This window comes from Spirillospora sp. NPDC047279 (genome assembly GCF_040643285.1).
Classification (GTDB): domain Bacteria; phylum Actinomycetota; class Actinomycetes; order Streptosporangiales; family Streptosporangiaceae; genus Spirillospora.
Window position 1 is genome coordinate 52587 of record NZ_JBEYUA010000031.1, and the last position, 25375, is coordinate 77961.

Below are 25375 nucleotides of genomic sequence, written 5' to 3' on the forward strand. Positions count from 1 at the left end.
GTCACATTTGGCATCCGGTGAGCAAACATGCCCGGCCACCTGCTCATTCGCTGCTACGCGGCACCGCACTCGCCCGAATACAAAAGGGCGGGGTTATTTATCACTCGATGACAGTCGCGCGTTTTCCGCCGAATGGAAGGCCATTCGGCGGGACACGATGCGGCCCCGGTCAGGCGGCGGCGTCGGCGGGCCTCCCCGCGGCCTCCCGGACGAACGCGGAGATCTCGTCGATGGCCTGGTGGCCTTCGGGGATGACGCCGGCGAAGGCCGGGAAGACGTGGATCTGGTTCTCCCAGATCTGGAGGCGGTGCGGGACCCCGGCCGCGGCCAGGCGTTCGGCCATGAGCTCGGCGTCCCAGCGCAGGCCCTCGCAGGAGCCGACCTGGATGAGGACCGGCGGGAGGTTCTGGAGGTCCTGGTCGCAGGGGGACGGCAGGGGGTCGCCCTCGGCCGCGCCCTTCAGCAGCAGCTTCTTCAGGCCCTTCAGGCGGTGGACGGGGACGTACACGTCCTTCCTCGTGTGCGGGTAGCCGGCGCGCCTCTCGTGGTCGAGGTCGACCAGGGGCGAGAGCGCGACGATGCCCGCCGGGGCGGGGAGTCCCGTCTTCAGCGCGGTGATGGCGGTGGTGAACGCGAGGAAGCCGCCCGCGGAGTCGCCCGCGACCACGATGTTCCCGGGGGCGTGCCCCTGGTCGAGGAGCCAGCGGTACGCGGCGAGGGCGTCGGCCATCGAGGTGGTGAGCGGCGCGCCCGGAAGCTGGCGGTACGCGACCGAGAAGGCCGCCGCGTCGGAACGCCTGGCGATGCGTTCGACGAGCTTGCGGTGCGTGCGCAGCCCGCAGCAGAAGAAGCCGCCGCCGTGCAGGTACAGGACGACCCGGTCGTTGATGGCGATCCCGGCGGGCCGGATCCACTCGCCGTGGAAGCCGTCCAGCCGCACACGCTCGATCTCGGTGTCGCGCGAGCGGCGCATGAGGAGCGGGGCTGCGAGGTCCAGGACGATCGCGGCGCGCAACATGAGCGGCGTCAGCGGGCTGTAGAAGAAGATCGGCCGGATGGCGTACTTCATGAAGCGCGCGAACCGGCGGGCCTGCTTGCTGTGGCCCGGGCGCTCCTCGATCACGGGATCCATGCCACGCTCCTTCGGCCCCGGGTGGAATCACCCGATCGTAAGGACCGGCGACGGAACGAAGCTGCTCATCTCGTGCCAAACAACAGAAGGCGAAGACGCCTGACAAAGACGGCGTCCAGACCCGTCGCCGAGTGCGTCGACGGGCTCCGGAGGGGTGCCTAGTGTCGGATGCCGCCCACCCCGAAGGAATGATGTCCCGTGAAGCTCGCGCCGGTCATCGGCCTGTCGGCCGTTCTCCTCCTGTCGGCCTGCGGCGGCGGGGACGGCGGTGACGGCGGCCCGGAGGGGGCGGCGCCCCCGGCCGCGTCGCCGGCGGCCCCCAGCTCGTCGCCCGGCCCCGTGACCTCCGCTCCGCCGCCGCCCGCGACACCGCGCTCGGCGCCGCCGGCGCCCCAGGTGAGCGCCTCGTTCGCCGCGTGCATGCGCCGGAACGGCGTGGACATCCCCGGCAGGGGCGACAACTGGACTCCCCCGCCGGACGCCGACAAGGCCAAGATCCAGAAGGCGTTCGCCGCCTGCATGAAGCGCATGGCCTCCCCCACGCCCTGAGCGCACCCGCGTTTAGCGGCGAATGACAATGCTCCCGCGGAAATTGTCCACGGCGGAGTGACGGCCGGCCGGAGGGTAGGGCCAGGCCGCGCGCTATTAACCTGCGTGAGCATTTTTTCGCAGGAGCGTTCATTCGCGATAGAGAGAAAGTGCGCATCGCGGGACACACTTCGGAGTGTCCTGGATCACGGCCGGACCGGCGCATGGGTCCCCGCTCGATGCGTCCCACCCCCGGGTCGTGATCGCTGGTGACCACCGGCAATGTCGGAAGGCCGCCGTCGGGTGCCCCGCCCGCGCCGGCCGACCACGCGGCGCGGCCGGTGGGTACGGAGGTGCCACCCATGACTGAGATTCTCGAGCCCGGGCTCCTGGAGGATCCGACACTCCCCCTGCCCCGGCGGCTGGCCCCGATCCTGCGGCCCGAGCTGCCGAGCCTGGCCGAAGAGATCGTCACCGAGATCCGGCGGAACATCCCCGAGTACACGGGGTCGATCGACGGGCCGTTCGGCCACGTGCTGCGCCTCGGCGTGCAGGAGGGCCTGGCCACGTTCGTCGACCGCATCGCCGTGCCGCACGGCGCGGCCGCCAAGAACGGCATCGAGAACATCTGCCGCAAGCTCGGCCGCATCGAGGCGCACGAGGGCCGCAGCCTGGACTCCCTCCAGGCGGCGTTCCGGATCGGCGGCCAGGTCGCCTGGCGGCGGCTGATGAAGATCGCGCCCCGCCACGAGCTGTCGTCGTCGGTCATGTCGCGGCTGGCGGACGCGGTCTTCACCTATCTGGACGAGCTCGTGGCGTTGTCCCTGAACGGCTACGCCGAGGCCAAGACGCACCCGGCGGGCGCGATGGACGGTCGCCGGCGCCGGCTGCTCCAGCTCCTGGTGGAGGACTCCGCCGGGAACGCGCCGCTCATCACCGAGCTCGCCGAGTCGCTGCGCTGGAAGATCCCCGAGCAGGTGACGCTGGTGGCGACCCGGCCGGGCGTGCGGTGCGCGCCTGCCGCGCTGGACGAGGACGTGCTGCTGGACCTGGAGGGGCCCGAGCCCTACCTGCTGATCCCGGGGCCGCTCACGCTGGCGCGGAAGGCCATGCTGCGCGCGGCGATCCCGGGACGGCAGCTCGCCGCCGGGCTCGCCGTCCAGCCGGTGCGGGCGCCGGACTCGCTGCGGTGGGCGCGCAAGGCGCTCGACCTGGCCGAACGGGGCGTCATCGACGACGGCCCGGTGGTGGCGTGCGAGGACCACCTGGTCACGTTGTGGCTGCTGTCGGACACCGAGCTCATCGGCCAGATCGCCCGCCGCGAGCTGGCCAGCCTGGACGCGATGACAGCCGGGCAGCGCGAGCGCATCACCGAGACCCTCCAGGCCTGGCTGATCACCCGCGGCACCGCCGCCGAGATCGGCCAGCACCTCTTCATCCACCCGCAGACGGTGCGCTACCGGATGCGGCGGATCGAGCAGAGCCTCGGCGACCAGCTGAAGGACCCCGAGACGCGGTTCGGCATCGAGGCCGTCCTGCGGGCGATGTCGCTCCAGGAGCGGGTGACCGCCCGCCGGCCGGGCGACCGCACCGCCTGACGGAGAACGCCCGTCCCGGCCGCGCCTTCACGCGGCCGGGACGGGCCCTCCCGCCGGCGAGCCGCCCGCGCCGGTCTGGAGGATGGTCACCTCCCGGACCGCGTCGTCCAGACGCCGTTTGAACTCGGGCTCGGGAAGCGCCGGTGCACCTGGACCACGCCGCCGTAATGTTCTCGCCGGCGTTCGAGCGCGGGCCCCTCGATATCGAGCTTGGAAAGTTGCGCATTGACGTTGTCGAGCATTTGAGGCGGTCGACTTCGAGTAGGAGGAACACCGTCACGGTGCTGAGAACGAGCAGCGTGACCTGGGGCAGGGTGCCGCCCGGCGCCAGTCTGTCGAGCCAGCCGAGGAGATCGGCGAGAAGGACTCCGATACCGGCCAGTGCCATGACGGCCAGCGCGATCCGCTCGACCCGGTAGCGTACGCCGCTCCCCCTGCTCATCCGGCCCCCGCATGATCGACTACTACCGGCGGTGAAGACACCCCACCGGTGAGTGTTGCCGATTCAGGGGATCGAGATGATGGCGGCACGTCCGGCGGCGCCCGTCCGTGCCACCATCACCCGCCACGGTAGTGAGGGGCAAGAGACCCGGAAAAGTCATCGAGTGACCCAGTGCCGACAATTCCTGCTCATCAATTGATAGGCGTTCCCGGAGAGCTCCGCCGGAGGCCGCGGGTCCTTGACATCGGCGAAACGTGCCGTGCACGGTTGTGACGTAAATCCACGGTACATAGATCCATGAGACTCGCGTCTGGAGGGACGTCCAGCGGAAGGGGTGCGCGGATGGACGGTCCAGGCCAGACCATCGAGCTCGACCTTGACCTCGACCTCGACTCGCAACTCCGGCTGTCGCTCACCGTGCGCCGCGTGGTCCCGGAGATCGTGCGGGAGGCGGTCGCGGAGGTCCGGCGCAAGGTCCCCGAGTACGCCGGCGACGGCTGCGCGCAGGGCATCGAGATCGCCACCGGCCATGCCGTCGACCAGTTCGTCGAGCTGATCGAACGGTCCGGGCCGCCGTCCGGGCAGGTCGCCGAGTTCTTCCGCAAGGTCGGCTCGCTGGAGGCCGAGGCCGGCCGCGGACTGCGCGAATGGCAGGCCGCCGTCAACGTCAGCGCGCGGACCGCCGTGCGCCACCTGGCGCAGGCGATGACGGCGGTCGACATCCCGACCGCGGTGTACGGCCAGGTCATCGAGGAGGCCTTCGCCTATCTCAACCGGCTCACCCGCGCCGCCGCCCAGGGGCACGCCGAGACGGCCGGCGAGGCGTTCGACACCGGCCTGCACCGGCGGCGCGTGCTGATCGAGCGGCTCGTCGAGGGTCCGCCGCCCGCGGCGGACGAGGTGACCGAGCTGGCGGCCGGGGCCGGATGGCCGGTCCCGCGGCGGGCCGCGGTCGTCGCGCTGCGCGGCGGTGACCCGGGCCCGCCCTGGCGGCTCGGCCCGCCGGCCGACGTGCTGGACGGGCGGCACCGGACCCAGCCGTGCCTCGTCGTGCCCGATCCGGAAGGGCCCGGCCGCCGCCGCGCCCTGGAGAACATGCTGCGCGGGCGGCTCGCCGCCGTCGGCCCCGCGGTCCCGGTCGACCGGCTCGCCCGGTCACTGCACTGGGCGCGGCAGGCGTTGTCGCTCGGCGTGCGCGGGCTCGTCCCCGGCGACCGGCTCATCGTGGCGACCGAGCATCTGCCGACGCTCTCCGTCCTGCGCAACCGGGACCTGGTCGCCGGCACGGCCGCGCGGCGGCTCGCGCCCCTGCTGGAGCTGCGCCCCAAGCAGCGGTACCGGTTCGCCGAGACGTTGTCGGCGGTGCTCGAGTGCGGCCACCATTCCGCCGCGGCGGCCGAACGGCTGCACGTCCACCCGCAGACGGTCCGGCTCCGGATGCGCAGGCTGGAGGAGCTCTTCGGCGACTCCCTGCACGACCCGGCGCTGCACCTGGAGCTGCTGATGGTGCTGCGGGCGTGGCTGGCCGAGGCGGCGCCCGGTGCCGACCCGCCGTGGTTCGTCGCTCAGCCTGGTGACGCCGGTGACGCCGGCGGCGCCGGGTCCGGCGTGGTGCGCGCCTGTTGAGCGATCTGCTCCATCTGGCGGCCGAGCTCGGCCTGGATCTCGACGTGCAGCGACCCGGCGAGCAGGCCCTGGACGGCGCGGATGCCCATCGGCCGCAGGCGCTGCACGAGGTCGGCGACCTCGCGGAAGTCCTGCCGCCGCGAGTGGCCGACGATGTCGCCGAGACCGGCGTGGTCGACCGTCAGCTGGACGAACCGGCGCGCGATGGCGTCGCAGTCGCCGCGCAGCGCCTCGGCGATCTCGAAGACCGCGTGCAGCGGGATGCCGGACACGACGAGCTCGGCGCCGACCGCGAACAACGCCGGGCTGGGGATGTCGAAACGTTCGCCCGTCCAGCGGATGAAGCCCAGCTCCTCGGCACGCCGGAGGTCGGGCGCCAGGTCCGGCAGATCGCGGGGCGCGCGGCCGTCGAGCTCCCCGACCGGGTAGCCGGGCACGAACGTGCGCACGACCTCGGCCAGCGTCATGGCGGTGGGCTCCTCGCTGGACCACCGGTCGGTCAGCACCTGCTCCAGGCCGAGCAGGTCGCTCAGGTTGTGGCCGCGCTCCCAGGCGGTGAGCATCTCGGCGATGCTCGCCAGCGTGTAGCCGCGCTCCTGGAGCTGCCCGATGACGCGGATCCGGGCCAGGTGCGAGTCGTCGTAGAAGCCGACCCTGCCCTGCATCCGGGGCGGCGGGAGCAGCCCGCGCTCCTGGAACCCGCGAACGTGGCGGACCGTGGTCCCGACCTCCCGCGCCAGGTCGTCGATTCGGTACTCAGCCATTTCGGTACTCAGCCATGCCCGCTACTTCACGTCTCCCCGGCCGTCGCCCTGGACCGTCCGCAACCCGTCCGAACCGCCGTGCCGTCGGACGAGCCGCACGTGGCGGTCATATCGTACTCCCCAGCTGTGGGGCGGTGACGGACGTCTCATCGACCGATGTCACATCGAGATCGGCATTTTTATCATCCGTTCTCCAATTTTTCAGCGCACTGGACGACGAGCAGCACTGGGACGTTGTCGGCCTCGTTATGCGTCTTGACGACCCATGTCATTACCTCGAAACTGCGTGACAGTCATCCATGTCTCATAGATTGATGGAGGTTCTCATGGCCGACCTGAGCGACGCCCGGACCCTGATCGCCGAGAGCAGCCCCGAACAGCTCCAGAACCTGCTCGGGGACCTGACGGCGAAGGAGATCGGCGAGGTGCTGGCACAACTGGAGCCGGGCGACTTCCCGACGCTGGTGGAGAAGATCGACCCGTCCGTGCTCGGCACCCTGGCCGCCGGCATCGGCAGCCCGTCGGAGCTCAAGCGGTTCCTCGACCTGTCCGGCGGCGACGACGCGCTGATCGACCGTTTCATCACCAAGGCCGGCACCGACACGATGCTCGACCGCGTCTTCGCCCTCATGGGCGACCATTTCCTGGCGGAGAAGGTCGGCTCCGACAGCGGCACGGTGGAGTGGCACATCACCACCCCCGACGGCGAGAAGGTCTACCACCTCGACATCGGCGACGGCCGGGCGCACGGCTCCAGCGGCCCCGCCCCCAAGGCCCGCACCACCCTCACCATGTCGAGCCCGGACCTGCTGCGGCTCTGCGCGGGCACGCTCGACGGCATCACCGCGTTCATGCACAGCAAGATCAAGCTGTCCGGCGACATGCTCTTCGGCGCCAAGCTCCCGCAGGCCTTCAACACCGCCGCCTGACGCCCCGGCCGTCCCTCGCCGCACGGCGGGGGACGGAGAACGGCGCACTTTCCCACAAGGACCACCCGGCGGTTTATCACCGGATGAGCATCACCCCTTCTAGAACTGCGTTCCAGGATTGTCGCCGACCCCTCCGGCCTCCAGCCGATCCGGTCGGTTTCTATGTACATTCACTTACATTTGGCCGCTTTTCTTTGGCAGCGGCTTAGTACAGCGCGGCGGCGATCTCATCTAACTTTCGAGGTGTCCTGGACCACGACTGGAACGGTGCGCAGGGGTCCCCCGCTCGGCGCGTCCCACCCCCCGTCGTGGTCTCGTGCTACCGCCGGCGAGCAGGCCGGACCGGTCCAGGTGGCGGCCCCGCCAGGGAGCGGTCCCGCGGCCCGACGACGGCGGTGACGGAGGTGTGTCCAGATGACGCAGACTCTTGAGCCGGGAGCGTTGGACGATCCTTCGCTCCCCGTCCCCCGAGGGCTCGCCTCGCTGATGCGACCTGAACTGCCCAGCCTGACCGAGGAGATCATCACCGAGATCCGCCGCAACATCCCCGAGTACGCCCGTCCGCTGGAGGGCCCGTACGGCCAGGCCCTGCGGACGACCGTCGAACGGCACCTCGCCGCGTTCGTCGACCAGATCGCCGACCCGGCCGGCGTGCGCGCGGCGCACGAGGAGGCCTGCCGCCGCCTCGGCCAGCTCGAGGCGCACGAGGGCCGCAGCCTGGACTGCCTCCAGGCCGCGTTCCGCATCAGCGGCCAGGTCGCATGGCGCCGGATCATGAAGGCGGCGCCGCGGTTCGACGTGTCCGCCGCGGTCATGTCGGGGCTCGCCGACACCGTCTTCGCCTACATGGACCGGCTCGCCGCGCTGGCCCTGGACGGCTACGTCCAGGCCAAGCAGAGCCCGGTCGCGATCGTGGACGAACGGCGCCGGCGGCTGCTGCGGCTGATCCTCGAGGGCCCGTCCGCCGCCAAGGCCGCCATCCGCGACCTCGCCGAGTCGGCCGGCTGGAAGGTGCCGGACGAGGTGGTCCTGGTCGCGACCCAGCCGAGCGCGCGGTACGTGCGCGCCACCCTCGACGGGGACGTGCTGGTCGACTTCGAGTCGTCCTCCCCGCACCTGCTGCTGCCCGGCCCCCTGACCCCGGGCCGGCTCGCCATGCTGAAGGCCGCGCTGCCCGACCACCGAGCCGCCGTCGGTCTCACCGTCCCGATCGCCCGCGCCGCCGACTCGCTGCGCTGGGCCCGGCAGACGCTCGCGCTGGCCAGGCGCGGCGTCCTCGACGACGGCCCGCTGACGTTGTGCGAGGACCACCTGGTCACGTTGTGGCTGCTGTCGGACATCCCGCTGATCGAGCAGCTCGCCAAACGCCAGCTGGCGGTCATGAACGACCTGACGCCGGCGCAGTACGAGCGGCTCGTCGAGACGCTGCGGGTGTGGCTGGTGACCCGCGGGACGGCCGCCGAGATGGCCGACAAGCTCCACGTCCACCCGCAGACCGTGCGCTACCGGATGCGCCAGCTCGAACGCACCCTCGGCGACCGGCTGCAGGATCCGGAGACGCGGTTCGGCATCGAGGTGGTGCTGCGCGCGATGCACCTGCGGCAGCGCGCCACGGGCGCCTGAAAATGCGCGCCCGGTGACAATGCCGGGCGCGCGGTGAAACCGGCGGTGCGCACCCGGCAACAGACTCTCCACCAGAGCCTTGCCCGCGTTCCCCGGCACATGGTCCGATCCTTTTCACTTCCATTCTTGTCAGCCATCGGAGATGGGCGGAAATGTGCGTGCAGAGCGCTCGCTGAAAGTGGCGGGGTCCGTCCTCGCGGTCGGCATCGGCACCGCGTCCGTCGTCGCCGTGACGGCGAGCCTGCCGGGCCCCTCGTCCTCCAACAGCCCGATGAGCGAGTTCGGCGACGCCGAGCCGGCACCCGGCACCAGCGGCGAGCCCGCCGGGGAGACCCCGGCGCCGAGCGAGGAGCCGACGCCCACCCCGACGCCGACCGACGACCCGGATCCGACGCCGACGCCCACCCCGACGCCGACCGACACCCCCGACCCGCCGGACCCGACCCCCACGCCGGGGCAGCCCTCCCCCGCGCCGAAGCTCTCGCTGAGCCTGTCGCTCTCCGCGGTCTCGGCGGCGCCCGGCGGCTCGCTGACGGCGACGATGCGGGTGTCGGCGTCGCGGGCCAAGGCCGGCGGCACCGTGGTGCGCCTGACGTCCTCGGGGGCGACGACCTCGCCGTCCTCGCAGAACCTGGGCACGGTCTCGGGCGGCCGTACCGCGCTCGCCGTCGTGCGGGTCCCGGCGAACGCGGCGGCCGGGACGATCACGCTGGTCGCCACCGCCTCGGCCGGCCGCGCCTCGAACGTGACGGCCACCACGACCTTCACCGTGACCGCCGCCGGCTCGGGGTCCGTACCGCCCGGCACCAGCGCCGGGACGTTCCCGGCCGGGACCGTGCCCTCGCTGCCGCCCGGCAGCACCGTGGCGCCGACGCTGCCGCCGGGCCCGCAGGTCGCCCTGCCCCCGGTCGCCACACCCCAGATCGCGGGCGCGCCGCTCACCGGTTCGCCGCTCAAGTCGGCCGCGCTGCGCGGCAACACCGTCACCGACCTCGGGCGCGACGACCTGTACTCGGTGCAGGCGGGCTGGCTGGCCGCGCTCATGACCGGGGGCTGGCTCATCCTCCTCCGGGTGCGCCTGGCCCGCCGGGACGACAGGACCCGGCCCCGGCCCGGCCGCCTGCAACTCGCCCCCGCGGTCTCCACGCTGGCCGGGAGCACGCCGCCGGCGTCCAAGCGGGGCAAGCAGGGCACGCCGAGCAAGCAGGCCAAGCCATCCAAGCAGGGCGCGCCCGGCAAGCAGGGCAGGCCGTCACCGTCGTCCCGGCAGGCCAAGCCGTCCCAGCAGGGGCGGCACGCGGCGCCGCCTGCGCGGAATGTGGCTCCGCGCAGGCGGGATCGCCGCCCCGCCACGCCCTGACCCTCCGGCCGGGGCCGCGTTCAGCCCCGGTCGGCCCGGCGGCAGGACGCGCCGGAGCACGCGCGGTAGCGGCCCAGCCAGCCCGACAGGCGCTGGACGCGGGCCCGCAGCCGTTCGGCCCCCGGCGCCCGCCCCTTGCCCGCCAGGGCGGGATCGGCCATCAGGTTCCGCAGCTGGTGCGGGTCGGCCGCGAGATCGAACAGCTGGCGTTCGCCGGTCACGTACTCCACGTAGGTGTGGCGTGCGGTGCGCAGCGCCGCGTACGTCGGCGGCAGCGGGCATCCCCTGCCGCGTTCGTCCCGGGTGTCGCAGTCGGGCCCCTCGGGGTTGTTCTTGGCGCGCCCGGCGAAGAACTCCACGAGCATCGCGCGGCGCCACCCGCGCGGCTCGCGTCCGCGCAGCAGCGGGGTCAGGGGGCGTCCCTCCGCGTACGCGGGGATGCGGGCCCCCGCGAGCCGCGCGAACGTCGGCGCGAGATCGACCGTCCCGGCCATCGCGGGCACCGACCGTCCCGCCGGGACGCCCGGCCCGCGCACCAGCATCGGCACCCGGATGTCCTCCTCGAACGGCGTGGTCTTGCCCGGCGGCAGCCGGTGCTGGCCGAGGTGGAAGCCGTTGTCGGAGGTGAAGAACACGTAGGTGTTCCGCAGCCGGCCGGTGTCGCGCAGGCTCTTCATCAGCGCGCCGACCATGTCGTCGACCGCGAGCATCGACCGGAGCCGGTTGCGGTGCACGCGGTCGATCCTGCTGATGTCCTGGGCGCCGAGCCTGGGCTTGGTGCTGAGCCAGCGCGGCTCGGCCTGCCGACCCGGCGCCTTGGCCGTCTTCCTGGGCGTCTGGACCGCGCGGTTGAACGAAGGGGTCCGGGGCGCCCTGGCGTTCGGGAAGGCCCGCGCGTGCCGCTGCGCGTAGGCGGCGGGGCCGTGCGGGGCGATCGGCGACAGGTAGAGGAAGAACGGCTTGTCCTTGGGCGACTCGTGCACGAACGAGACGGCCTTGCGCGCGAGGACGTCGTCCAGGTGGTCCTGCGGGCCGTTGCCGTAGGCGACGGGGAAGCCCTGCTCGATGAGCTGGTAGCCGCGCTGCTGGTACATGCGGCGCGGCGCCGGCACGTGCCACTCGTCCCACCCCGGCGGCACGTACGCGGGGCTCGCCGTCCGCGGATAGCCGTTGAGGAACTTGCCCATGAAGCCCGTCCGGTATCCCGCCGGGCGCAGCCAGGTGCCGATCGTCGACCGGTCGAGCCCGCGGGCGTGGAACTCCGGGAAACCCCCGTTGGGCGGGTTGTTGGTCAGCACGCGGTGGCTGTGCACGAACTGCGAGCGCAGGATCGACGACCGCGACGGGCAGCACCACGAGTCGGAGACGATGAAGTTGCTCAGGCTGGTGCCCTCGCGCCGCAGGCGGTCGATGTTGGGGAAGAGCCCCAGGTCCGTGCGGTCGAGGTCGTCGGCGAGCACCAGCACGATGTTGGGCGGGGCGCCGCCGCGCTTCATCAGCGGCGCGCCGGCCGCCAGGCCCCCGAGCGGGAGCAGCAGGAGCGGCGCGAGGAGCGCGGCGAGCCAGGTCCGGCGGCGGACGGCGCGGACCCGGCGGAGACGGCGTACCCGGCGAAAGCGGCGTACGGCACGGTTCAACGAACCTCCCAGTGCGGCGTGACTCCTCCCTTCTTCCCAGTGAACCGCACGTCGTCACGCTGCGTAGCGTTCTTTACCCGCCCTGTCCGGGCGGGCAGACGTCCACGATGATCTGGCAGACGTTCAGCGGCGCCTGGCCGCGCAGCACGGCGGGCCGGTAGCCGTTCGGGCCCGGCCCGGTCATGACGTTGGCGAGACCGCCGAAGAACCCGTTGAGCACGTCCATGAGGACGATGATGTTGCGGCTCTGGGGGGCGGCGACGCGCGCCGCGCGACCGGCCCCGTCGACCAGGCCGCCGAACGCGCCGCCGTACGCGTCCAGGTCGTCGCCGACCTGGGTGGAGAGCCGCCCGGCCTGGTCGAGCAGCTGGCCGATCTTGTCGGGGCGTTCGGTGAGCAGCGGGCCCAGCTCGCTGGCGTCCCGCGCCGCGGCGACGATCGGCTCGCCGCTGTCGCCGAGCGTGCCGCCGAGGCCGGCGAGGTCGGAGACGAGCCGGCGCACCGTCTCGCGGTTCGCGTGCGCCCGGTCGATCACCAGGGCGCCGTTGTCGAGGGTGCGGCGCAGCGCCGGCCCCTGCCCGGACAAGCCCGCCGAGAACGTGTGCATCAGGGTCGCGACGTCCTGCGGGTCGATCCTGCTCGCCAGCTCGTAGGCGGGCCGGGCGGTCTCGGCCGGGTCGGACGGGTCCTGGGTCCTGGCGATCCGCGCGCCGTCGGCCAGGTAGGGCCCGGAGACGGCGCCGGAGCCGAGGTCGAGGTCGATCTCCTTGGGCCCGAACAGCGACACCGGGTCGATCCGGGCCTCGGCGGTGGCGGGCACCTGGACGCCTTTCTCGACGCGCAGCCGCACGGTGACCCTGCCGTCGGGACCGAGCCGCACGGACTCGACGTTGCCGACCGTGATCCCGCGGACCTTGACGTCCGACCTGGCGTCCAGCCCCTGCCCCGCCCGCCCGAACTCGGCGGTGTAGTACGTCGAGCCCGCGTGGGAACGGGTCGAGGCGATCACGGCCGTACCGGCGGCCGCGACCAGGACGGCCGTTCCGAGCGCGCAGTAGAGCACGCGGGAACGCGCCGACATCGAGTCGGTCATCTGGAGGGAACTCCCCTTACATGGCCGCCCGAGAGCGGCCCGCGCCGTAAGTGGTCACTTGCATTATGTTGGGCATTTGATGCCCGTGTGACCGATGAGGCGCGTGATCCCTCTCACGGCGTGCACCGGCACCCGGAGCGAGAGCACGCGCGGACCGGTAGCGTTGGCCGACGTGCCCGCCCCAGATCTGCTGACCCACAGCGACACCCAGATTCCGGACACGGCGACCCTGCTGGCCGCCGCCGTCGAGGCCATCGGAGGGGCGGAACGCCCAGGTCAGGTCGAGATGGCCGAGGCCGTCGAACGGTCGATCCGGTCCGGCGACCATCTCGCCGCGCAGGCGGGCACCGGCACCGGCAAGTCACTGGCCTACCTCGTCCCGGCGATCAGGCACGCGGTCGACAAGGGCACCACCGTCGTGGTGTCGACCGCGACCATCGCGCTCCAGCGCCAGCTCGTCGACCGTGACCTGCCCCGGCTGGCGCAGGCGCTCGGCCCGCTGCTGGGCAAGGAGCTGAAGTACGCGATCCTCAAGGGCCGCCGCAACTACCTGTGCCTGCACCGCGTCCAGACCGGCGTGCCCGACGACCCCGAGGACGGCAGCGAGAGCCTGTTCGACCCGCAGCAGCTGTCCTCGCTCGGCCGGCAGGTCAAGCGGCTGAACGAGTGGGCCGAGGAGACGCGGACCGGCGACCGCGACGAGCTCGTGCCGGGCGTGAACGAGCAGGCCTGGCGGCAGGTGGCCGTGACCGCCAAGGAATGCCTGGGCGCCACCCGCTGCCCGCAGGGCACCGAGTGCTTCGCCGAGCTGGCCCGCGCCCAGGCCGGCGAGGCGCACATCGTCGTCACCAACCACGCGCTGCTGGCGATCGACGCGCTCGAGGAGTTCCAGGTCCTGCCCGAGCACGACGTCGTGATCGTGGACGAGGCGCACGAGCTGGTCGACCGCGTCACCTCGGTCGCCACCGGCGACGTCAGCGCCGCCGCCGTCGAGACCGCCGCGCGCCGCTGCGGCCGCCTGATCGAGGAGGGTCTCGCCGACGACCTGAAGGCGTCCGCCGAAGACCTGGGGCTCCTGCTGGAGGAGATGCCCGCCGGCCGCATGGACGTCCTCGGCCAGTCCGTCGGCGCCTCCCTCGCGGGTGTGCGCGCCGCCGCCCACAAGTGCCTGTCGGCGCTCGGCCCGGAGAAGAAGGACCACGAGCCCGCCGACGCCGCGGCCCGCAAGGCCGCCCGTTCCTCCCTGGAAGACCTGCACGACACGGCGGTCCGCATCCTGGAGTCGTTCGAGCCGGAGATCGCGGCGCGCTTCGACGTCGTCTGGCTCGACAAGCCGTTCGTCCAGGACGGCCGCCCCAAGCGCCCGCCGACGCTGCACGTCGCTCCGATCGGCGTCGGCGGCCTGCTGCGCACCACCCTCTTCGAGCAGCGCACCGCCGTCCTGACCTCTGCGACCCTCACCCTGGGCGGCTCGTTCGAGCCGCTGGCCCGCCAGTGGGGGCTTCCCTCGCTGGAGGCACCCAAGGTCCCGGAGGCACGCACGGCGGCCGAGGGCCTGGCCGCCACCGCCGACGACGAGCCCGAGTCCAAGAAGTCGGAGGACAAGGAGCTCGTCTGGTCGGGCATCGACGTGGGCTCCCCGTTCGACCACCCCAAGGCCGGCATCCTCTACGTCGCGCGGCATCTCCCCCAGCCCGGCCGCGACGGCCTCGCCGACGCCTACCTCACCGAGATCACCGAGCTGATCGAGGCGGCCGGGGGCCGCACGCTCGGCCTCTTCTCGTCCATGCGGGCCGCCCGCCAGGCCGCCGACGAGCTGAAGGACCACCTGTCCCACCCGCTGCTGTGCCAGGGCGAGGATTCCACGTCCCAGCTGGTCAAGCAGTTCGCCGAGGACGAGCGCACGTGCCTGTTCGGCACGCTCTCCCTGTGGCAGGGCGTGGACGTGCCCGGCCCCTCCCTCCGGCTCGTGATCATGGATCGCATCCCGTTCCCCCGCCCCGACGACCCGGTCTCCTCGGCCCGCCAGCGCGCGGTCGCGGCGCGCGGCGGCAACGGCTTCATGGCGGTCGCCGCCACCCATGCCGCCCTCCTGCTCGCCCAGGGCGCGGGGCGCCTCCTGCGCTCGATGGACGACAAGGGCGTGGTCGCCATCCTCGACCCGCGCCTGGCGACCGCCCGCTACGGCGGCTTCCTCAAATCGTCGCTGCCCCCGTTCTGGGCGACCACCGACGCCGACGTCGTCCGCGGCGCCCTCCGCCGCCTCGACGCCACCGCGGACGAATCGGGCTGACGGCGGATCGGGCCGTCAGAAAATCGGACTAACACTGTCATTCATCACAAACAAGTCTTGTTAACACCAAAATCGGCGCCCACACTCATGTCGGCGCCGCAAGTGCGACGCTTCCGTTCCCGGTACGGAGGTGTCCCGTGGGTCCGAACCCACGCAGTCGTCCGATCCCACGCAGTCGTCCGATCCCACGCCGCCCGATCCCACGCCGTCGTCTCCTCCTCGCTCCCCTCGCCGCGTCCGTCCTGACCGCGGGCCTCTGGTCGATCCCGGCCGAGGCCTCCGCCGCCGCCGCTCCCGCCGTCCCCGCCCGGATGGCCTCGCTCGGTGACTCGATCACCCGCGCGTTCAACGCCTGCGGGTGGTTCTCCGACTGCACCGGCCGGTCCTGGTCGACCGGATCCACCGCCTCGATCACCAGCCACTACACCCGGCTGCGGGCCCTGAACGGCTCGCTGACCGCGTACAACGACGCCCGGTCCGGCGCGAAGATCTCCGACCTGAACGGGCAGGCCCAGACGGCCGTGTCGCAGGACGTCGGGTACGCCACGATCCTGATGGGGGCCAACGACGCCTGCACGTCGTCGGAGTCCTCCATGACCTCGGTCGCCGACTACGAGACCCGCTTCCGCTCGGCGATGACCACGCTCAAGAACGGCGTGCCGAACGCGCTGGTGTTCGTCGCCAGCGTCCCCGACGTCAAGCGCCTCTGGGAGGTCGGCCGGACCAGCGGCTCCGCCCGTACGGCGTGGTCGGTGTTCGGCATCTGCCAGTCGCTGCTGGCCAACCCCACCTCCACCGCGGCGGCGGACGCCGCGCGCCGCGACCGCGTGCGGGCGCGGGTCGTCGCCTTCAACCAGGTGCTGGCGAACGTCTGCGCCGAGTACGGGCCGAACTGCCGTTTCGACGGCAACGCGGTCTTCTCCTACCCGTTCACCCTGTCGCAGGTCAGCGGCTGGGACTACTTCCACCCGAACGCGAGCGGCCAGACGGTGCTCGCCCAGCAGACCTATCCCCGGAGCTTCTGGGGCACGGCCGCCCGCAAGGCCGAGGCCGCCGCCTGACGCCGGCCGGGTGGGGGCCGGAGACAGGTCCCCACCCACGGCGCGGACTGAGCCGGAGGCCGGCCTCCACCCCCGGCGCGCGGTCAGCGGCGGCGGGACTCCAGGAAGTCGGCCATGCGGCCGATGGCCTCTTCGAGGTCGTCGGCGTACTGGAGGGTGACGACGCGGAAGTGGTCGGTCGCGGGCCAGTTGAAGCCGGTGCCCTGGACGACCAGGATCTTCTGCTGTTCGAGGAGGTCGAGGGCGAACCGCATGTCGTCCTCGATCGGGTACATCTCCGGGTCGAGGCGCGGGAAGACGTACAGCGCGCCCCGGGGCTTGACGCAGCTCACGCCCGGGATGTCGTTGAGGAGCTTCCAGGCGCGGTCGCGCTGCTCGCCGAGCCGGCCGGTCGGCAGCACCAGGTCGCCGATGGTCTGGTGACCGCCGAGGGCGGCCTGGATGGCGTGCTGGCCGGGCACGTTGGGGCACAACCGCATGTTGGCCAGGATGTCCAGGCCCTCGATGTAGGACTCGGCGTTCTCCTTGGGGCCGGACAGCACCACCCAGCCGGAGCGGAAGCCCGCCACCCGGTAGTTCTTGGACAGGCCGCCGAAGGTCAGGCACAGGACGTCGGGCGCCAGCGAGGCGATCGAGGTGTGCGTCGCGCCGTCGTAGAGGATCCGGTCGTAGATCTCGTCCGCGAAGATGATCAGACCGTGCCGGCGGGCGACCTCGACCAGCCGCTCCAGCACCGCGCGGGGGTAGACGGCTCCGGTGGGGTTGTTGGGGTTGATCAGCACCAGGGCCCGGGTGCGTGAGGTGATCTTGGCCTCGATGTCGTCGAGGCTGGGCGCCCAGTCGGCCCCCTCGTCGCACAGGTAGTGCACGGGGGTGCCGCCGCCGAGGCTGGTCGCCGCCGTCCACAGCGGGTAGTCGGGCGCCGGGATCAGGACCTCGTCGCCGTCGTCCAGCAGGGCCTGCAGGGTCATCACGATCAGCTCGGAGACGCCGTTGCCCAGGTAGACGTCCTCGACGTCGACGCCGGTGATCCCGTGCTCGTTCTCGTACCGCTGCACGACGGCGCGGCGCGCGGACAGTATGCCCTTGGAGTCGCTGTAGCCGTGCGCCTCCGGCAGGTTGCGGATCATGTCCTGGAGCAGTTCGGGCGGGGCCTCGAAGCCGAACGGGGCCGGGTTGCCGATGTGCAGCTTCAGGATCCGCTGCCCCTCGGCCTCCAGTTGCTTGGCGCGCTTGAGCACCGGCCCGCGGATGTCGTAACAGACGTTGGTCAGCTTCGACGACTGGTTCACCTGCATGGAGTCAATCTAATGGGGACCTCGGGGTGGCGTGCCCGGCCCCGCGGCGGGCACGCCACGTTCTCAGGTGGCGGCGATCGCCGTGAGGGTGCTGAGCCGGGCCGCCCGGCGGGCGGGGCGCAGCGCGGCGAGGACGCCGGCCAGCGCGCCGACGAGGGCGATGATCACCAGCTGGACGGCCTGCGCGGCGAACGGGTTGCCCAGCGCCTCCGCGAGCGCCCAGCCCAGGAAGAGCCCCAGGCCGATCCCGCCGAGGGTGCCGAAGAGGGCGACGATCACCGACTCCCAGCGCACCATCGAGCGCACCTGGGCGCGGGTCGCGCCGACCGCCCGCAGCAGGCCGATCTCGCGGGTGCGTTCGTGCACCGAGAGGGCCAGCGTGTTGGCGATGCCCAGCAGGGCGATGATGATCGCGAGCGCCAGCATCGCGTAGACGATGCTGAGGAAGGCGTTCATCTGCTCGGTCTGGGTGTCGACGTAGGCCTCGCGGTCCTGCACCAGGGGCGCCCCGTACGGTGTGACCAGCGCCTCGATGGCGCGCTGGGCGTCGGCGGCGGAGGCCCCCGGCTTGAGCGTGACGAACGCGGCCCGGTCCAGGCCCTGCCGGTTGTGCGCGTCCCAGGCGCTGCGCGGCATCAGGTAGTCGCCGGCCACGTCGTCGCGCTCGTAGATCGCCCCGACCGCGAACGTCTGCCGCGAGCCGTCGGCGAACGTGACGGGCACGGGCGAGCCGATCTTCCAGTCGTGATCGTCGGCCGCGCTCCGCGACACCGCGAACGTGCTGGAGGTGGCCAGGCTTCCGGCGGACACGTCCAGGTCGAGCACCCGGCCCAGGCGCGCGGGGTCGGCGAACCGGACGTCGGCGTTGCCGCCGTCCACCCGCGCCGCACCCTGCCCGAGCCCGGCCACCTCCGCGACCTGCGGCACCCGCGCGACCTCCTCCGCCAGCCGGGGGCCGAAGCCGACCAGGTCGTTGGACCCGGCGTTGACGACGAGCGCGCCGTGGAACGACCCCGCGACGCCGTCCTCGACCGACGCCCGCATCGACCCGGTGAAGACGGTCATCAGGGTGACGACCCCGACGCCGACCATCAGCGCGGTCGCCGCCCCGGCCGTGCGGCGCGGGCTGCGGGCGGCGTTGTCGCGCGCCAGCGTTCCCGGCACGCCGCGCCACCGGGCGGCGGGCGCCCCCGCGACCCGCGCGGCGGAACGGGCGGCGACGGGTCCGAGCACGACCATGACGACCAGGCTCATCACCGCTCCCGCGCCCGCCATCGGCATCGATCCGGTGAGCGCGCCCAGGACGACGCCGCCCACGGCCACCGCGGCCAGGACCGCGCCGATGACGATCCGCGACTCCGACGGCCCGGCCCGTTCGGCGGCGACCTCGCGCAGCGCGGCCATCGGGGTCACCCGGGAGGCGCGCAGGGCGGGGCCGAGCGCGGACAGCAGGGTGACGAGCAGGCCGACGGGCACGGCGATCAGGACGGTGCTGGCGGTGAACACCAGGCCCTGCGCGACCAGGCCCATGCCGAAGCTCGCGAACAACATCTTCAGCAGCGCCGCACAGCCGATCCCGCCCGCGAGCCCCGCTACCGTCGCGATCACGCCGATGGCCAGCGCCTCCGCGGTGACCATCGCGAGGATCTGGCGGCGGGACGCGCCGACCGCGCGCAGCAGCGCCGACTCGCGGGTGCGCTGCGCCACGGTGATCGCGAACGTGTTGTGGATGCTGAACGCGGCCACCAGCAGCGCGACGCCGCCGAAGGCGGCCAGCCCGGCCCGGAAGACGCCGAGGAACTGCCCGACGCGGTCCCGGTCCTCCTTGGCCAGCTTCTCCCCGGTGACCGCCTCGGCGCCGGCCGGCAGGAGGGGTTTGAGGCGCGCGGCGAGGTCCGCCTGCGAGACGCCGTCCGTCGCCTTGATCGTCACGGCGGTGATCGTGCCGGGGGCCTCGCTGACGTTCGCGCGCACGCCCTCGAGGGTGAACGCGGTGAACGCGGTGCCGCCGAAGCCGTCGTCCTGGCCGAACTTGGTGATGCCGACGACCGTCACCGGCACCCGGCGGGGGGTCAGGACGGCGGTCCGGTCGCCGACCTTCAGCTTCCCCTGGTCGGCGGTCGCCTTGTTGATCACGACCTCGTCCGGCGCGCGCGGGGCGCGGCCCTCCACGACCCGGTAGGGGTTGAGGTCGGGCTCGTTGATCCAGTTGCCCGCGATGCGCGGGCCCTGCGTCTCGATCACCTTGCCGTTCCGGCCGAGCGGCTGGCCCGAGCCCTGCACGACCGGCTCGGCCACCGCGACGCCCTCGGCCGACCGCACCCGGTCGAACGCCGTCGCGTCGATCCCGCCGCGCAGCTGGCCCGGCATGTCGGTGACGGCGGTCGTGTTGCGGACGATCACGTCGGTGCCCGCGTACGCGTTCGCGAAGAAGCGGTCGATGCTGCGCGCCATGGTCGCGCCGAGCACGAGCGTCCCGGTCAGGAACGTCACGCCGAGGAAGACCGCCACCAGCGAGCTCGCCAGCCGCCGGCGCCTCCCCCACAGCTCCTTGAGCACCAGCCCGGTCATGACGTGCCTCCCAGGTCTCCCATGCGGTCCAGCACGCGGGCCGGAGTCGGGCCGGCCATGATGTCGACGACCCGCCCGTCCGCCAGGAAGATCACCGCGTCGGCGTGCCCGGCCGCGACCGGGTCGTGGGTGACCATGGCGACCGTCTGGCCCAGGTCGTCCACGGCACCGCGCAGCAGCGCCAGCACCTCCGCGCCGGTACGCGAGTCGAGGTTGCCGGTGGGCTCGTCGGCGAAGACGATCTGCGGCCTGGTGGCCAGCGCCCGCGCCAGCGCGACCCGCTGCTGCTGGCCGCCCGACAACTCCGACGGCCGGTGCCGCAGGCGGTCGCCGAGCCCGAGCACCCGCACGATCGACCCGAACCACTCCTCGTCGGGGTGGGTCCCGGCGAGGGTCATCGGCAGCAGGATGTTCTCCCGCGCGGTCAGCGTCGGGATGAGGTTGAACGCCTGGAAGACGAACCCGATGCGCTCGCGCCGGAGCCGGGTGAGCTGCCGGTCGGAGAGGGCGCCGAGCTCCTGGTCGCCGACGTACACCTGCCCGGACGTGGCCGAGTCGAGGCCCGCGACGCAGTGCATGAGGGTCGATTTGCCGGCTCCCGAGGGGCCCATGATGGCGGTGAACCGGCCGCGCGGGAGCTCCACGCTGACGTCGTCGAGCGCGCGCACCGCCGTGTCGCCCGACCCGTACACCTTGGTGAGCCCGGCCGTGCGGGCTCCTGCGATGCTCGTAGGACTTGCCTTTGCTGCGTTTCCCATGTGCGGGATCGTCGCCGCGGGGTTCCCCGGCCGTCGTCGGGTGAGGAGAGGCATCGCCGCTGCGCCGTACGGAGCACGCGGCGGCCGTGCCCCTACGCCGCCGGGCGTAGCCACCGCGGTCGTGCGCCTCCGACCTGCGACGCAACGCTGGTGACCGGCCGGTCACACCAGGTCGTTGACTCGATGTCCAATTGTGATGCGCACAACATACAAGCAGGCTTGCTTGCTTGTATGTGCGCTCGTACCGTCGTAGACGTGTCAGTAAGCAGCCGCCGACGCCATTCGCGCAGGCACAGCGAGAGCAGCAGCCGCCGCACCCAGGAGGAGCGCCGGTCGCGCACCCAGGCGCGTCTCCTCGACGCGACCATGGAGTGCCTGGTCGACCTCGGCTGGTCCGGCACGTCCACCACCGAGGTGGCCCGCCGGGCGGGCGTCTCGCGGGGCGCGCAGCAGCACCACTACCCCACCAAGATGGTGCTGGTCGCCGCCGCGCTCGAGCACCTGCTGGAGGCGCAGCGGCTGGCCTACGAGACCGCGTTCGCGATCCTGCCGCCCGAGCGGCGCAACGTCGAGAGCGCGCTGGACCTGCTCTGGGAGGTCTTCCGCGGCCGCCCGGCCAAGGCGCTGATGGAGCTGGCGGTGGCGGCCCGCACCGACGAGGAGCTCCGCCCCCTGTGCCGCGACCTCAACGAGCGCATCCTCCAGGTCATCCTGGAGACCTTCGAGCGGCTGTTCCCGAGCACCTCGCTGCCGGAGGACCTCGTCCCGACCATGCTGCGCGGCATCTTCGCGATGTTCGTCGGGCTGTCGGTGCAGAACGCGCTCGACGACGACGCCGAGGGCCACCAGGCCGCCGTGCTGACCCAGGTCAAGAGCGTCGCCCGGTTGATCATTCCCGATCCCGGGGTCACCACCTGACCGTTCCGCCCCGCCTTCCACTCCCGCCGACCTCCACCCCACCCCCACTTCCCCATCACCCCCACGTCCCCATCACCCCCACGTCCCCATCACCCGACTTCCACAGCTGCCCGACCGCACAACCCCCAGGGAGCGCCCGACATGTCCAAAGCCCCCACAGAGCTCGCCGAGGAAGTGCGCGAGCAGGTCAAGGACAAGAAGTCCTACCTAGGCGTCATCGACCGTCTCAACAAGGCCTCGGTCGACAAGCACTGGGAGGCCTACGTCGACATCCCCTGGGACGACCCCGAGTTCCAGGTCGAGAAGAACGACCCGCGCTTCGTGCTGCCCCCGTTCGACCGGCTCGGCGACACCGCCTGGTACAAGGCGCAGCCGCCGGAGATCCAGTCGCAGATCGGGCTGTGGCGCGTCGCCACCGCGATGAAGATCGGCCTGCAGTTCGAGAACCTGCTCAAGCGCGGCCTGCTCAACTACGCCTACCGGCTGCCGAACGGCCGGCCCGAGTTCCGGTACGTCTACCACGAGACGACCGAGGAATGTCACCACGGGATGATGTTCCAGGAGTTCGTCAACCGCACCGGGATGCCCATCAAGGGCATGCCCAGGGCGCTCAGTGCGGTGGCCCAGGTGGCGCCGTGGATCCCGCTGGTCAACACCGAGCTGTTCTTCGTGTTCGTGCTCGGCGGCGAGGACCCGATCGACTACGTGCAGCGCAAGTCGCTCAAGGGCGGGCACATCAAGCACCCGCTCGAAGAGACCATCATGAAGATCCACATCGCCGAGGAGGCCCGGCACATCTCGTTCGCCCGGCACTACCTCAAGCACCGGGTGCCCAACATGGACCCGCTGCGGCGGCGCGTCCTCGGCGCGGCCACCCCGGTCATCCTCGGCGTGATGGCGCGGATCATGCTGTCCCCGCCCGGCCCGATGGTGCGCCACTTCAACATCCCCAAGGACGTCGTCCGCGAGGCGTACAAGAACCCCGAGGCCCAGGCCGAGATCTGCGCCTCCGTCGGCAAGATCCGTGACCTGATGGCCGAGCTCGGCCTGATCAACCGGCGCAACAAGCAGATCTGGAAGGCGTTCGGCATCTGGGACACCCCGCAGGTCAAGGGCACCGCCAGGGCCACCGGGAAGTCCGCGGGCAAGTCCGCGAAGGCCGCCTGAGCATGGCCGCCGAGGCCGCCCGGTCCGCGCCGGCGGACCGGGCCCCCGTGGTGACGCCCGCGGCGGGACCGGGCGGGGCGTACAAGGTCGTCATCGTCGGCACCGGGTTCTCCGGCCTCGGCATGGCGATCGCGCTCAAGAAGGCCGGCACGCACGACTTCGTGATCCTGGAGAAGGCCGGCGAGGTCGGCGGCACCTGGCGGGAGAACACCTACCCCGGCTGCGCGTGCGACATCATGTCGCTGCTCTACTCCTACTCGTTCGAGCCCAAGGCCGACTGGTCGCGGATGTTCCCCGAGCAGCGCGAGCTGCTGGAGTACATCAAGCACTGCGTCGACAAGTACGACCTGGCGCAGCACATCCGGTTCGGCGCCGAGGTGACCGGCGCGGAGTACGAGGACGGCACCGGCACCTGGCGGATGACGGTGGCCGGACCGGGCGCCGAGCCGGGCGAGGTCGTGCGCGGGCGCGCCCTGGCCGCGGGCATGGGGCCGCTGCACCTGCCCAGCGTCCCCGACCTGCCCGGGCTGGCCTCGTTCGAGGGCACGACCTTCCACTCCGCCGAGTGGGACCACTCCTACGACCTGCGCGGCAAGCGGGTCGCGGTGATCGGCACCGGCGCCTCGGCGATCCAGTTCGTGCCGCGGATCGCCACGCGGGTGCGGTCGCTGACGGTGTTCCAGCGCACGCCACCGTGGATCATGCCCAAGCCCGACCGCCGCGTCACCGGGGTCGAGCGGGCGCTGTTCAACCGGGTGCCGGGCGTGCAGCGCGGCTACCGCAACGGCATCTACCTGCTGCAGGAGAGCTTCGTCCTCGGGTTCAAGAACCCGAGGCTGATCAAGGCGGCCGGCAACATCGCGGCCTGGCACCTGCGGCGCCAGGTGCCCGACCCGGCGCTGCGCCGCAAGCTCACCCCCGACTACACGATGGGGTGCAAGCGCACCCTGGTGTCCAGCGACTACTACCCGGCGCTCATGCGGCCGAACGTGGAGCTGACCACCGAGGGCATCGCCGAGGTGCGCGAACGTTCGATCGTGACGCGGGACGGGCGCGAGCACGAGGTCGACGCGATCATCTTCGGCACCGGCTTCCACGTGACCGACGCGATGGAGGACGCCCGCATCACCGGGCGCGGCGGGCTGAAGATCCAGGACGCCTGGAAGGACGGCGTGGAGGCGCACCTGGGCGTCACCGTGGCGGGCTTCCCCAACCTCTTCCTGCTGCTCGGGCCCAACTCCGGGCTCGGCCACAACTCGATGATCTTCATCATCGAGGCGCAGGTGCGCTACGTGACGCAGTGCCTGCGGATGCTCGACGCCGTCGGCGCGGAGCGGATCTCGGTGCGCCGCACCAGCCAGGACCGCTTCAACGAGTGGGTCCAGCGCACGTCGCAGGGCGCGGTCTGGGTCGCGGGTGGCTGCACCAGCTGGTACCTCGACCGTGACGGCGTCAACCGGGCCGCCTGGCCGGCGTCGACGATCAACTACTGGCTGCGGACCCGCCGGATCGATCCGGCGGACTTCGAGCTCGCTACCCGGCGGGCTGCTAAGCCACAGATGGAAAAACATGCCCAACGCACAACATGAGTGCGCTACCGACCAGTAGAATCCTCTAATTAACACCTGATCCAATTAAACGCCTTCCCGCCCACCGCGCTCCGGGCCGGGGCCACTCCCCCCTCCGCCCCGGCCCGGATCCTCCCCCGCGGCGCGGAGACTTCGGGCACGGAACCATCGAGCGGAGCCCCTCCATGAGCATTGCCATCGTGACCGGCGGCGCGTCCGGCATCGGCCGGGCGATCGCCACGTCCCTGGTCGGCCGCGGCGACACCGTGATCGTCGCCGACCTCAACGCCGCGGGGGCCCAGAAGGTCGCCGACAGGCTCAACACGCTCGGCCGGGGCACCGCGACCGCCGCCGCGCTCGACGTGACCGACGCCGAGGCCGTCGCCGACCTCTACAAGGGCGTACGGGCCGAGCACGGCAGCCTCGACCTGGTCTTCAACAACGCCGGGATCTCCATCGGCGGCGCGGCCGAGGAGCTCACCCTCGACCACTGGAACCGCGCCATCGACATCAACCTGCGGGGCGTGGTGCACGGCGTGCACGCCGCGTACCCGATCATGCTGGAGCAGGGGACCGGGCACATCGTCAACACCGCGTCCCTGGCCGGCCTGGTCCCGATGCCGCTCGGCATCCCCTACACCGCCACCAAGCACGCGGTGGTCGGCCTGTCCCTCGGCCTGCGCGCCGAGGCCGCCGCCCGGGGCGTCAAGGTCAGCGTCGTCTGCCCGAGCTTCGTCGACACCCCGCTGCTCAGCAACGTCAACCCGGGCCTGCCCGAGACCTCGATGAGCGGCGACGCCAAGGACGACATCAAGAAGGCCTCGCCGCGCCTCTACACCGCCGAGAAGCTCGCCCGCGACATCATGCGCGGCGTCGGCAAGAACCAGGCCCTCATCGTGGCCCCCGCGCACGGCCGCGCCGCCTGGCGCGGCGCCCGGCTCAACCCGGCGGGCGCGGTCAAGGTCGCCGGCCTGGCCGTCGGCCGCCTCCGCGGCAAGTCCTGACCACC

General features: G+C 72.2%; 20 protein-coding genes. 12 read left to right on the forward strand and 8 right to left on the reverse strand.

The window, feature by feature from the left end; translation table 11 throughout:
• Positions 1-169 precede the first annotated feature (169 nt).
• Complete coding sequence (locus ABZ810_RS45610) at positions 170-1132, reverse strand: alpha/beta hydrolase (protein WP_358414360.1); 963 nt, start codon at positions 1130-1132, stop codon at positions 170-172.
• A gap of 198 nt (positions 1133-1330) precedes the next feature.
• Here ABZ810_RS45610 and ABZ810_RS45615 point away from each other — a divergent pair, with 198 nt between their 5' ends.
• Positions 1331-1681, forward strand: coding sequence for a hypothetical protein (locus ABZ810_RS45615; protein WP_358414362.1), 351 nt, complete (start codon positions 1331-1333; stop codon positions 1679-1681).
• Between the two features lie 341 nt (positions 1682-2022).
• Positions 2023-3258: a helix-turn-helix domain-containing protein gene (locus ABZ810_RS45620; protein WP_358414365.1), complete on the forward strand. Its 1236-nt coding sequence runs from the start codon at positions 2023-2025 to the stop codon at positions 3256-3258.
• A gap of 86 nt (positions 3259-3344) precedes the next feature.
• On the opposite strand, the gene ABZ810_RS45625 is transcribed toward ABZ810_RS45620, so the two are convergent.
• Positions 3345-3500 (reverse strand): hypothetical protein, encoded by a 156-nt coding sequence (locus ABZ810_RS45625; RefSeq protein ID WP_358414368.1) that lies wholly within the window; start codon positions 3498-3500, stop codon positions 3345-3347.
• A 542-nt stretch (positions 3501-4042) separates the two neighbouring features.
• Here ABZ810_RS45625 and ABZ810_RS45630 point away from each other — a divergent pair.
• Entirely contained in the window at positions 4043-5326 is a 1284-nt protein-coding gene (locus tag ABZ810_RS45630) for a helix-turn-helix domain-containing protein (RefSeq protein ID WP_358414371.1), read from the forward strand.
• Here ABZ810_RS45630 and ABZ810_RS45635 read toward each other — a convergent pair.
• On the reverse strand, positions 5266-6090 hold the full coding sequence (locus ABZ810_RS45635; RefSeq protein WP_358414373.1) for a MerR family transcriptional regulator: 825 nt from the start codon (positions 6088-6090) through the stop codon (positions 5266-5268). The genes ABZ810_RS45630 and ABZ810_RS45635 overlap by 61 nt on opposite strands.
• Before the next feature lie 326 nt (positions 6091-6416).
• Here ABZ810_RS45635 and ABZ810_RS45640 point away from each other — a divergent pair, with 326 nt between their 5' ends.
• The 3 genes from ABZ810_RS45640 to ABZ810_RS45650 all read left to right on the forward strand — a co-directional run bounded on the left by ABZ810_RS45640 (position 6417) and on the right by ABZ810_RS45650 (position 10002).
• On the forward strand, positions 6417-7019 hold the full coding sequence (locus tag ABZ810_RS45640; RefSeq protein WP_358414376.1) for an SCP2 sterol-binding domain-containing protein: 603 nt from the start codon (positions 6417-6419) through the stop codon (positions 7017-7019).
• A gap of 414 nt (positions 7020-7433) precedes the next feature.
• Complete coding sequence (locus ABZ810_RS45645) at positions 7434-8642, forward strand: helix-turn-helix domain-containing protein (protein ID WP_358414379.1); 1209 nt, start codon at positions 7434-7436, stop codon at positions 8640-8642.
• 154 nt (positions 8643-8796) lie between these two features.
• The gene (locus ABZ810_RS45650) at positions 8797-10002 is read left to right on the forward strand and encodes a hypothetical protein (protein ID WP_358414382.1); all 1206 of its coding nucleotides are present in this window, start codon (positions 8797-8799) and stop codon (positions 10000-10002) included.
• A gap of 20 nt (positions 10003-10022) precedes the next feature.
• On the opposite strand, the gene ABZ810_RS45655 is transcribed toward ABZ810_RS45650, so the two are convergent.
• Positions 10023-11639, reverse strand: coding sequence for a sulfatase (locus ABZ810_RS45655; protein ID WP_358414385.1), 1617 nt, complete (start codon positions 11637-11639; stop codon positions 10023-10025).
• A gap of 73 nt (positions 11640-11712) precedes the next feature.
• Entirely contained in the window at positions 11713-12732 is a 1020-nt protein-coding gene (locus ABZ810_RS45660; protein ID WP_358414388.1) for an MlaD family protein, read from the reverse strand.
• 94 nt (positions 12733-12826) lie between these two features.
• Between ABZ810_RS45660 and ABZ810_RS45665 the strand changes: the two genes are divergently transcribed.
• Together ABZ810_RS45665 and ABZ810_RS45670 are read left to right on the forward strand one after the other, a co-directional pair.
• Positions 12827-15025 carry an ATP-dependent DNA helicase gene (locus ABZ810_RS45665; RefSeq protein WP_358414391.1) on the forward strand — a complete coding sequence of 733 codons (2199 nt, stop codon included), beginning with the start codon at positions 12827-12829 and terminating at the stop codon, positions 15023-15025.
• Between the two features lie 311 nt (positions 15026-15336).
• Positions 15337-16086 (forward strand): SGNH/GDSL hydrolase family protein, encoded by a 750-nt coding sequence (locus tag ABZ810_RS45670; protein ID WP_358414394.1) that lies wholly within the window; start codon positions 15337-15339, stop codon positions 16084-16086.
• An 83-nt stretch (positions 16087-16169) separates the two neighbouring features.
• On the opposite strand, the gene ABZ810_RS45675 is transcribed toward ABZ810_RS45670, so the two are convergent.
• From ABZ810_RS45675 to ABZ810_RS45685, 3 genes are all read right to left on the reverse strand, one after another.
• Complete coding sequence (locus ABZ810_RS45675) at positions 16170-17384, reverse strand: pyridoxal phosphate-dependent aminotransferase (protein ID WP_358414396.1); 1215 nt, start codon at positions 17382-17384, stop codon at positions 16170-16172.
• A 63-nt stretch (positions 17385-17447) separates the two neighbouring features.
• A complete protein-coding gene (locus tag ABZ810_RS45680) occupies positions 17448-19955 on the reverse strand; it encodes an FtsX-like permease family protein (protein ID WP_358414399.1) in 2508 nt (835 codons plus the stop codon).
• A complete protein-coding gene (locus tag ABZ810_RS45685) occupies positions 19952-20713 on the reverse strand; it encodes an ABC transporter ATP-binding protein (protein ID WP_358414402.1) in 762 nt (253 codons plus the stop codon). Before ABZ810_RS45685 ends, ABZ810_RS45680 begins: the two co-directional genes overlap by 4 nt.
• Positions 20714-20968: 255 nt before the next feature.
• On the opposite strand from ABZ810_RS45685, the gene ABZ810_RS45690 reads away from it, so the two are divergent.
• The 4 genes from ABZ810_RS45690 (at position 20969) to ABZ810_RS45705 (ending at position 25370) form a co-directional block, all read left to right on the forward strand.
• Positions 20969-21631 carry a TetR/AcrR family transcriptional regulator gene (locus tag ABZ810_RS45690; RefSeq protein WP_358414405.1) on the forward strand — a complete coding sequence of 221 codons (663 nt, stop codon included), beginning with the start codon at positions 20969-20971 and terminating at the stop codon, positions 21629-21631.
• A gap of 141 nt (positions 21632-21772) precedes the next feature.
• Positions 21773-22798 carry a diiron oxygenase gene (locus ABZ810_RS45695; protein ID WP_358414408.1) on the forward strand — a complete coding sequence of 342 codons (1026 nt, stop codon included), beginning with the start codon at positions 21773-21775 and terminating at the stop codon, positions 22796-22798.
• 2 nt (positions 22799-22800) lie between these two features.
• Positions 22801-24387, forward strand: a complete 1587-nt coding sequence (locus ABZ810_RS45700) for an NAD(P)/FAD-dependent oxidoreductase (protein WP_358414411.1) — start codon at positions 22801-22803, stop codon at positions 24385-24387.
• A gap of 164 nt (positions 24388-24551) precedes the next feature.
• Positions 24552-25370, forward strand: coding sequence for an SDR family oxidoreductase (locus ABZ810_RS45705; RefSeq protein WP_358414414.1), 819 nt, complete (start codon positions 24552-24554; stop codon positions 25368-25370).
• Positions 25371-25375 lie beyond the last annotated feature (5 nt).

What these genes read in the sequence shown, in the direction of transcription:
- ABZ810_RS45685 (WP_358414402.1), bottom strand. Translation starts at nt 20,713, where the DNA reads ATGGGAAACGCAGCAAAGGCAAGTCCTACGAGCATCGCAGGAGCCCGC.
- ABZ810_RS45670 (WP_358414394.1), top strand. Translation starts at nt 15,337, where the DNA reads ATGGCCTCGCTCGGTGACTCGATCACCCGCGCGTTCAACGCCTGCGGG.
- ABZ810_RS45665 (WP_358414391.1), top strand. Translation starts at nt 12,827, where the DNA reads ATGAGGCGCGTGATCCCTCTCACGGCGTGCACCGGCACCCGGAGCGAG.
- ABZ810_RS45625 (WP_358414368.1), bottom strand. Translation starts at nt 3,500, where the DNA reads ATGCTCGACAACGTCAATGCGCAACTTTCCAAGCTCGATATCGAGGGG.
- ABZ810_RS45705 (WP_358414414.1), top strand. Translation starts at nt 24,552, where the DNA reads ATGAGCATTGCCATCGTGACCGGCGGCGCGTCCGGCATCGGCCGGGCG.
- ABZ810_RS45695 (WP_358414408.1), top strand. Translation starts at nt 21,773, where the DNA reads ATGTCCAAAGCCCCCACAGAGCTCGCCGAGGAAGTGCGCGAGCAGGTC.
- ABZ810_RS45660 (WP_358414388.1), bottom strand. Translation starts at nt 12,732, where the DNA reads ATGACCGACTCGATGTCGGCGCGTTCCCGCGTGCTCTACTGCGCGCTC.
- ABZ810_RS45675 (WP_358414396.1), bottom strand. Translation starts at nt 17,384, where the DNA reads ATGCAGGTGAACCAGTCGTCGAAGCTGACCAACGTCTGTTACGACATC.
- ABZ810_RS45640 (WP_358414376.1), top strand. Translation starts at nt 6,417, where the DNA reads ATGGCCGACCTGAGCGACGCCCGGACCCTGATCGCCGAGAGCAGCCCC.
- ABZ810_RS45645 (WP_358414379.1), top strand. Translation starts at nt 7,434, where the DNA reads ATGACGCAGACTCTTGAGCCGGGAGCGTTGGACGATCCTTCGCTCCCC.
- ABZ810_RS45680 (WP_358414399.1), bottom strand. Translation starts at nt 19,955, where the DNA reads ATGACCGGGCTGGTGCTCAAGGAGCTGTGGGGGAGGCGCCGGCGGCTG.
- ABZ810_RS45620 (WP_358414365.1), top strand. Translation starts at nt 2,023, where the DNA reads ATGACTGAGATTCTCGAGCCCGGGCTCCTGGAGGATCCGACACTCCCC.
- ABZ810_RS45635 (WP_358414373.1), bottom strand. Translation starts at nt 6,090, where the DNA reads ATGGCTGAGTACCGAATCGACGACCTGGCGCGGGAGGTCGGGACCACG.
- ABZ810_RS45630 (WP_358414371.1), top strand. Translation starts at nt 4,043, where the DNA reads ATGGACGGTCCAGGCCAGACCATCGAGCTCGACCTTGACCTCGACCTC.
- ABZ810_RS45610 (WP_358414360.1), bottom strand. Translation starts at nt 1,132, where the DNA reads ATGGATCCCGTGATCGAGGAGCGCCCGGGCCACAGCAAGCAGGCCCGC.
- ABZ810_RS45700 (WP_358414411.1), top strand. Translation starts at nt 22,801, where the DNA reads ATGGCCGCCGAGGCCGCCCGGTCCGCGCCGGCGGACCGGGCCCCCGTG.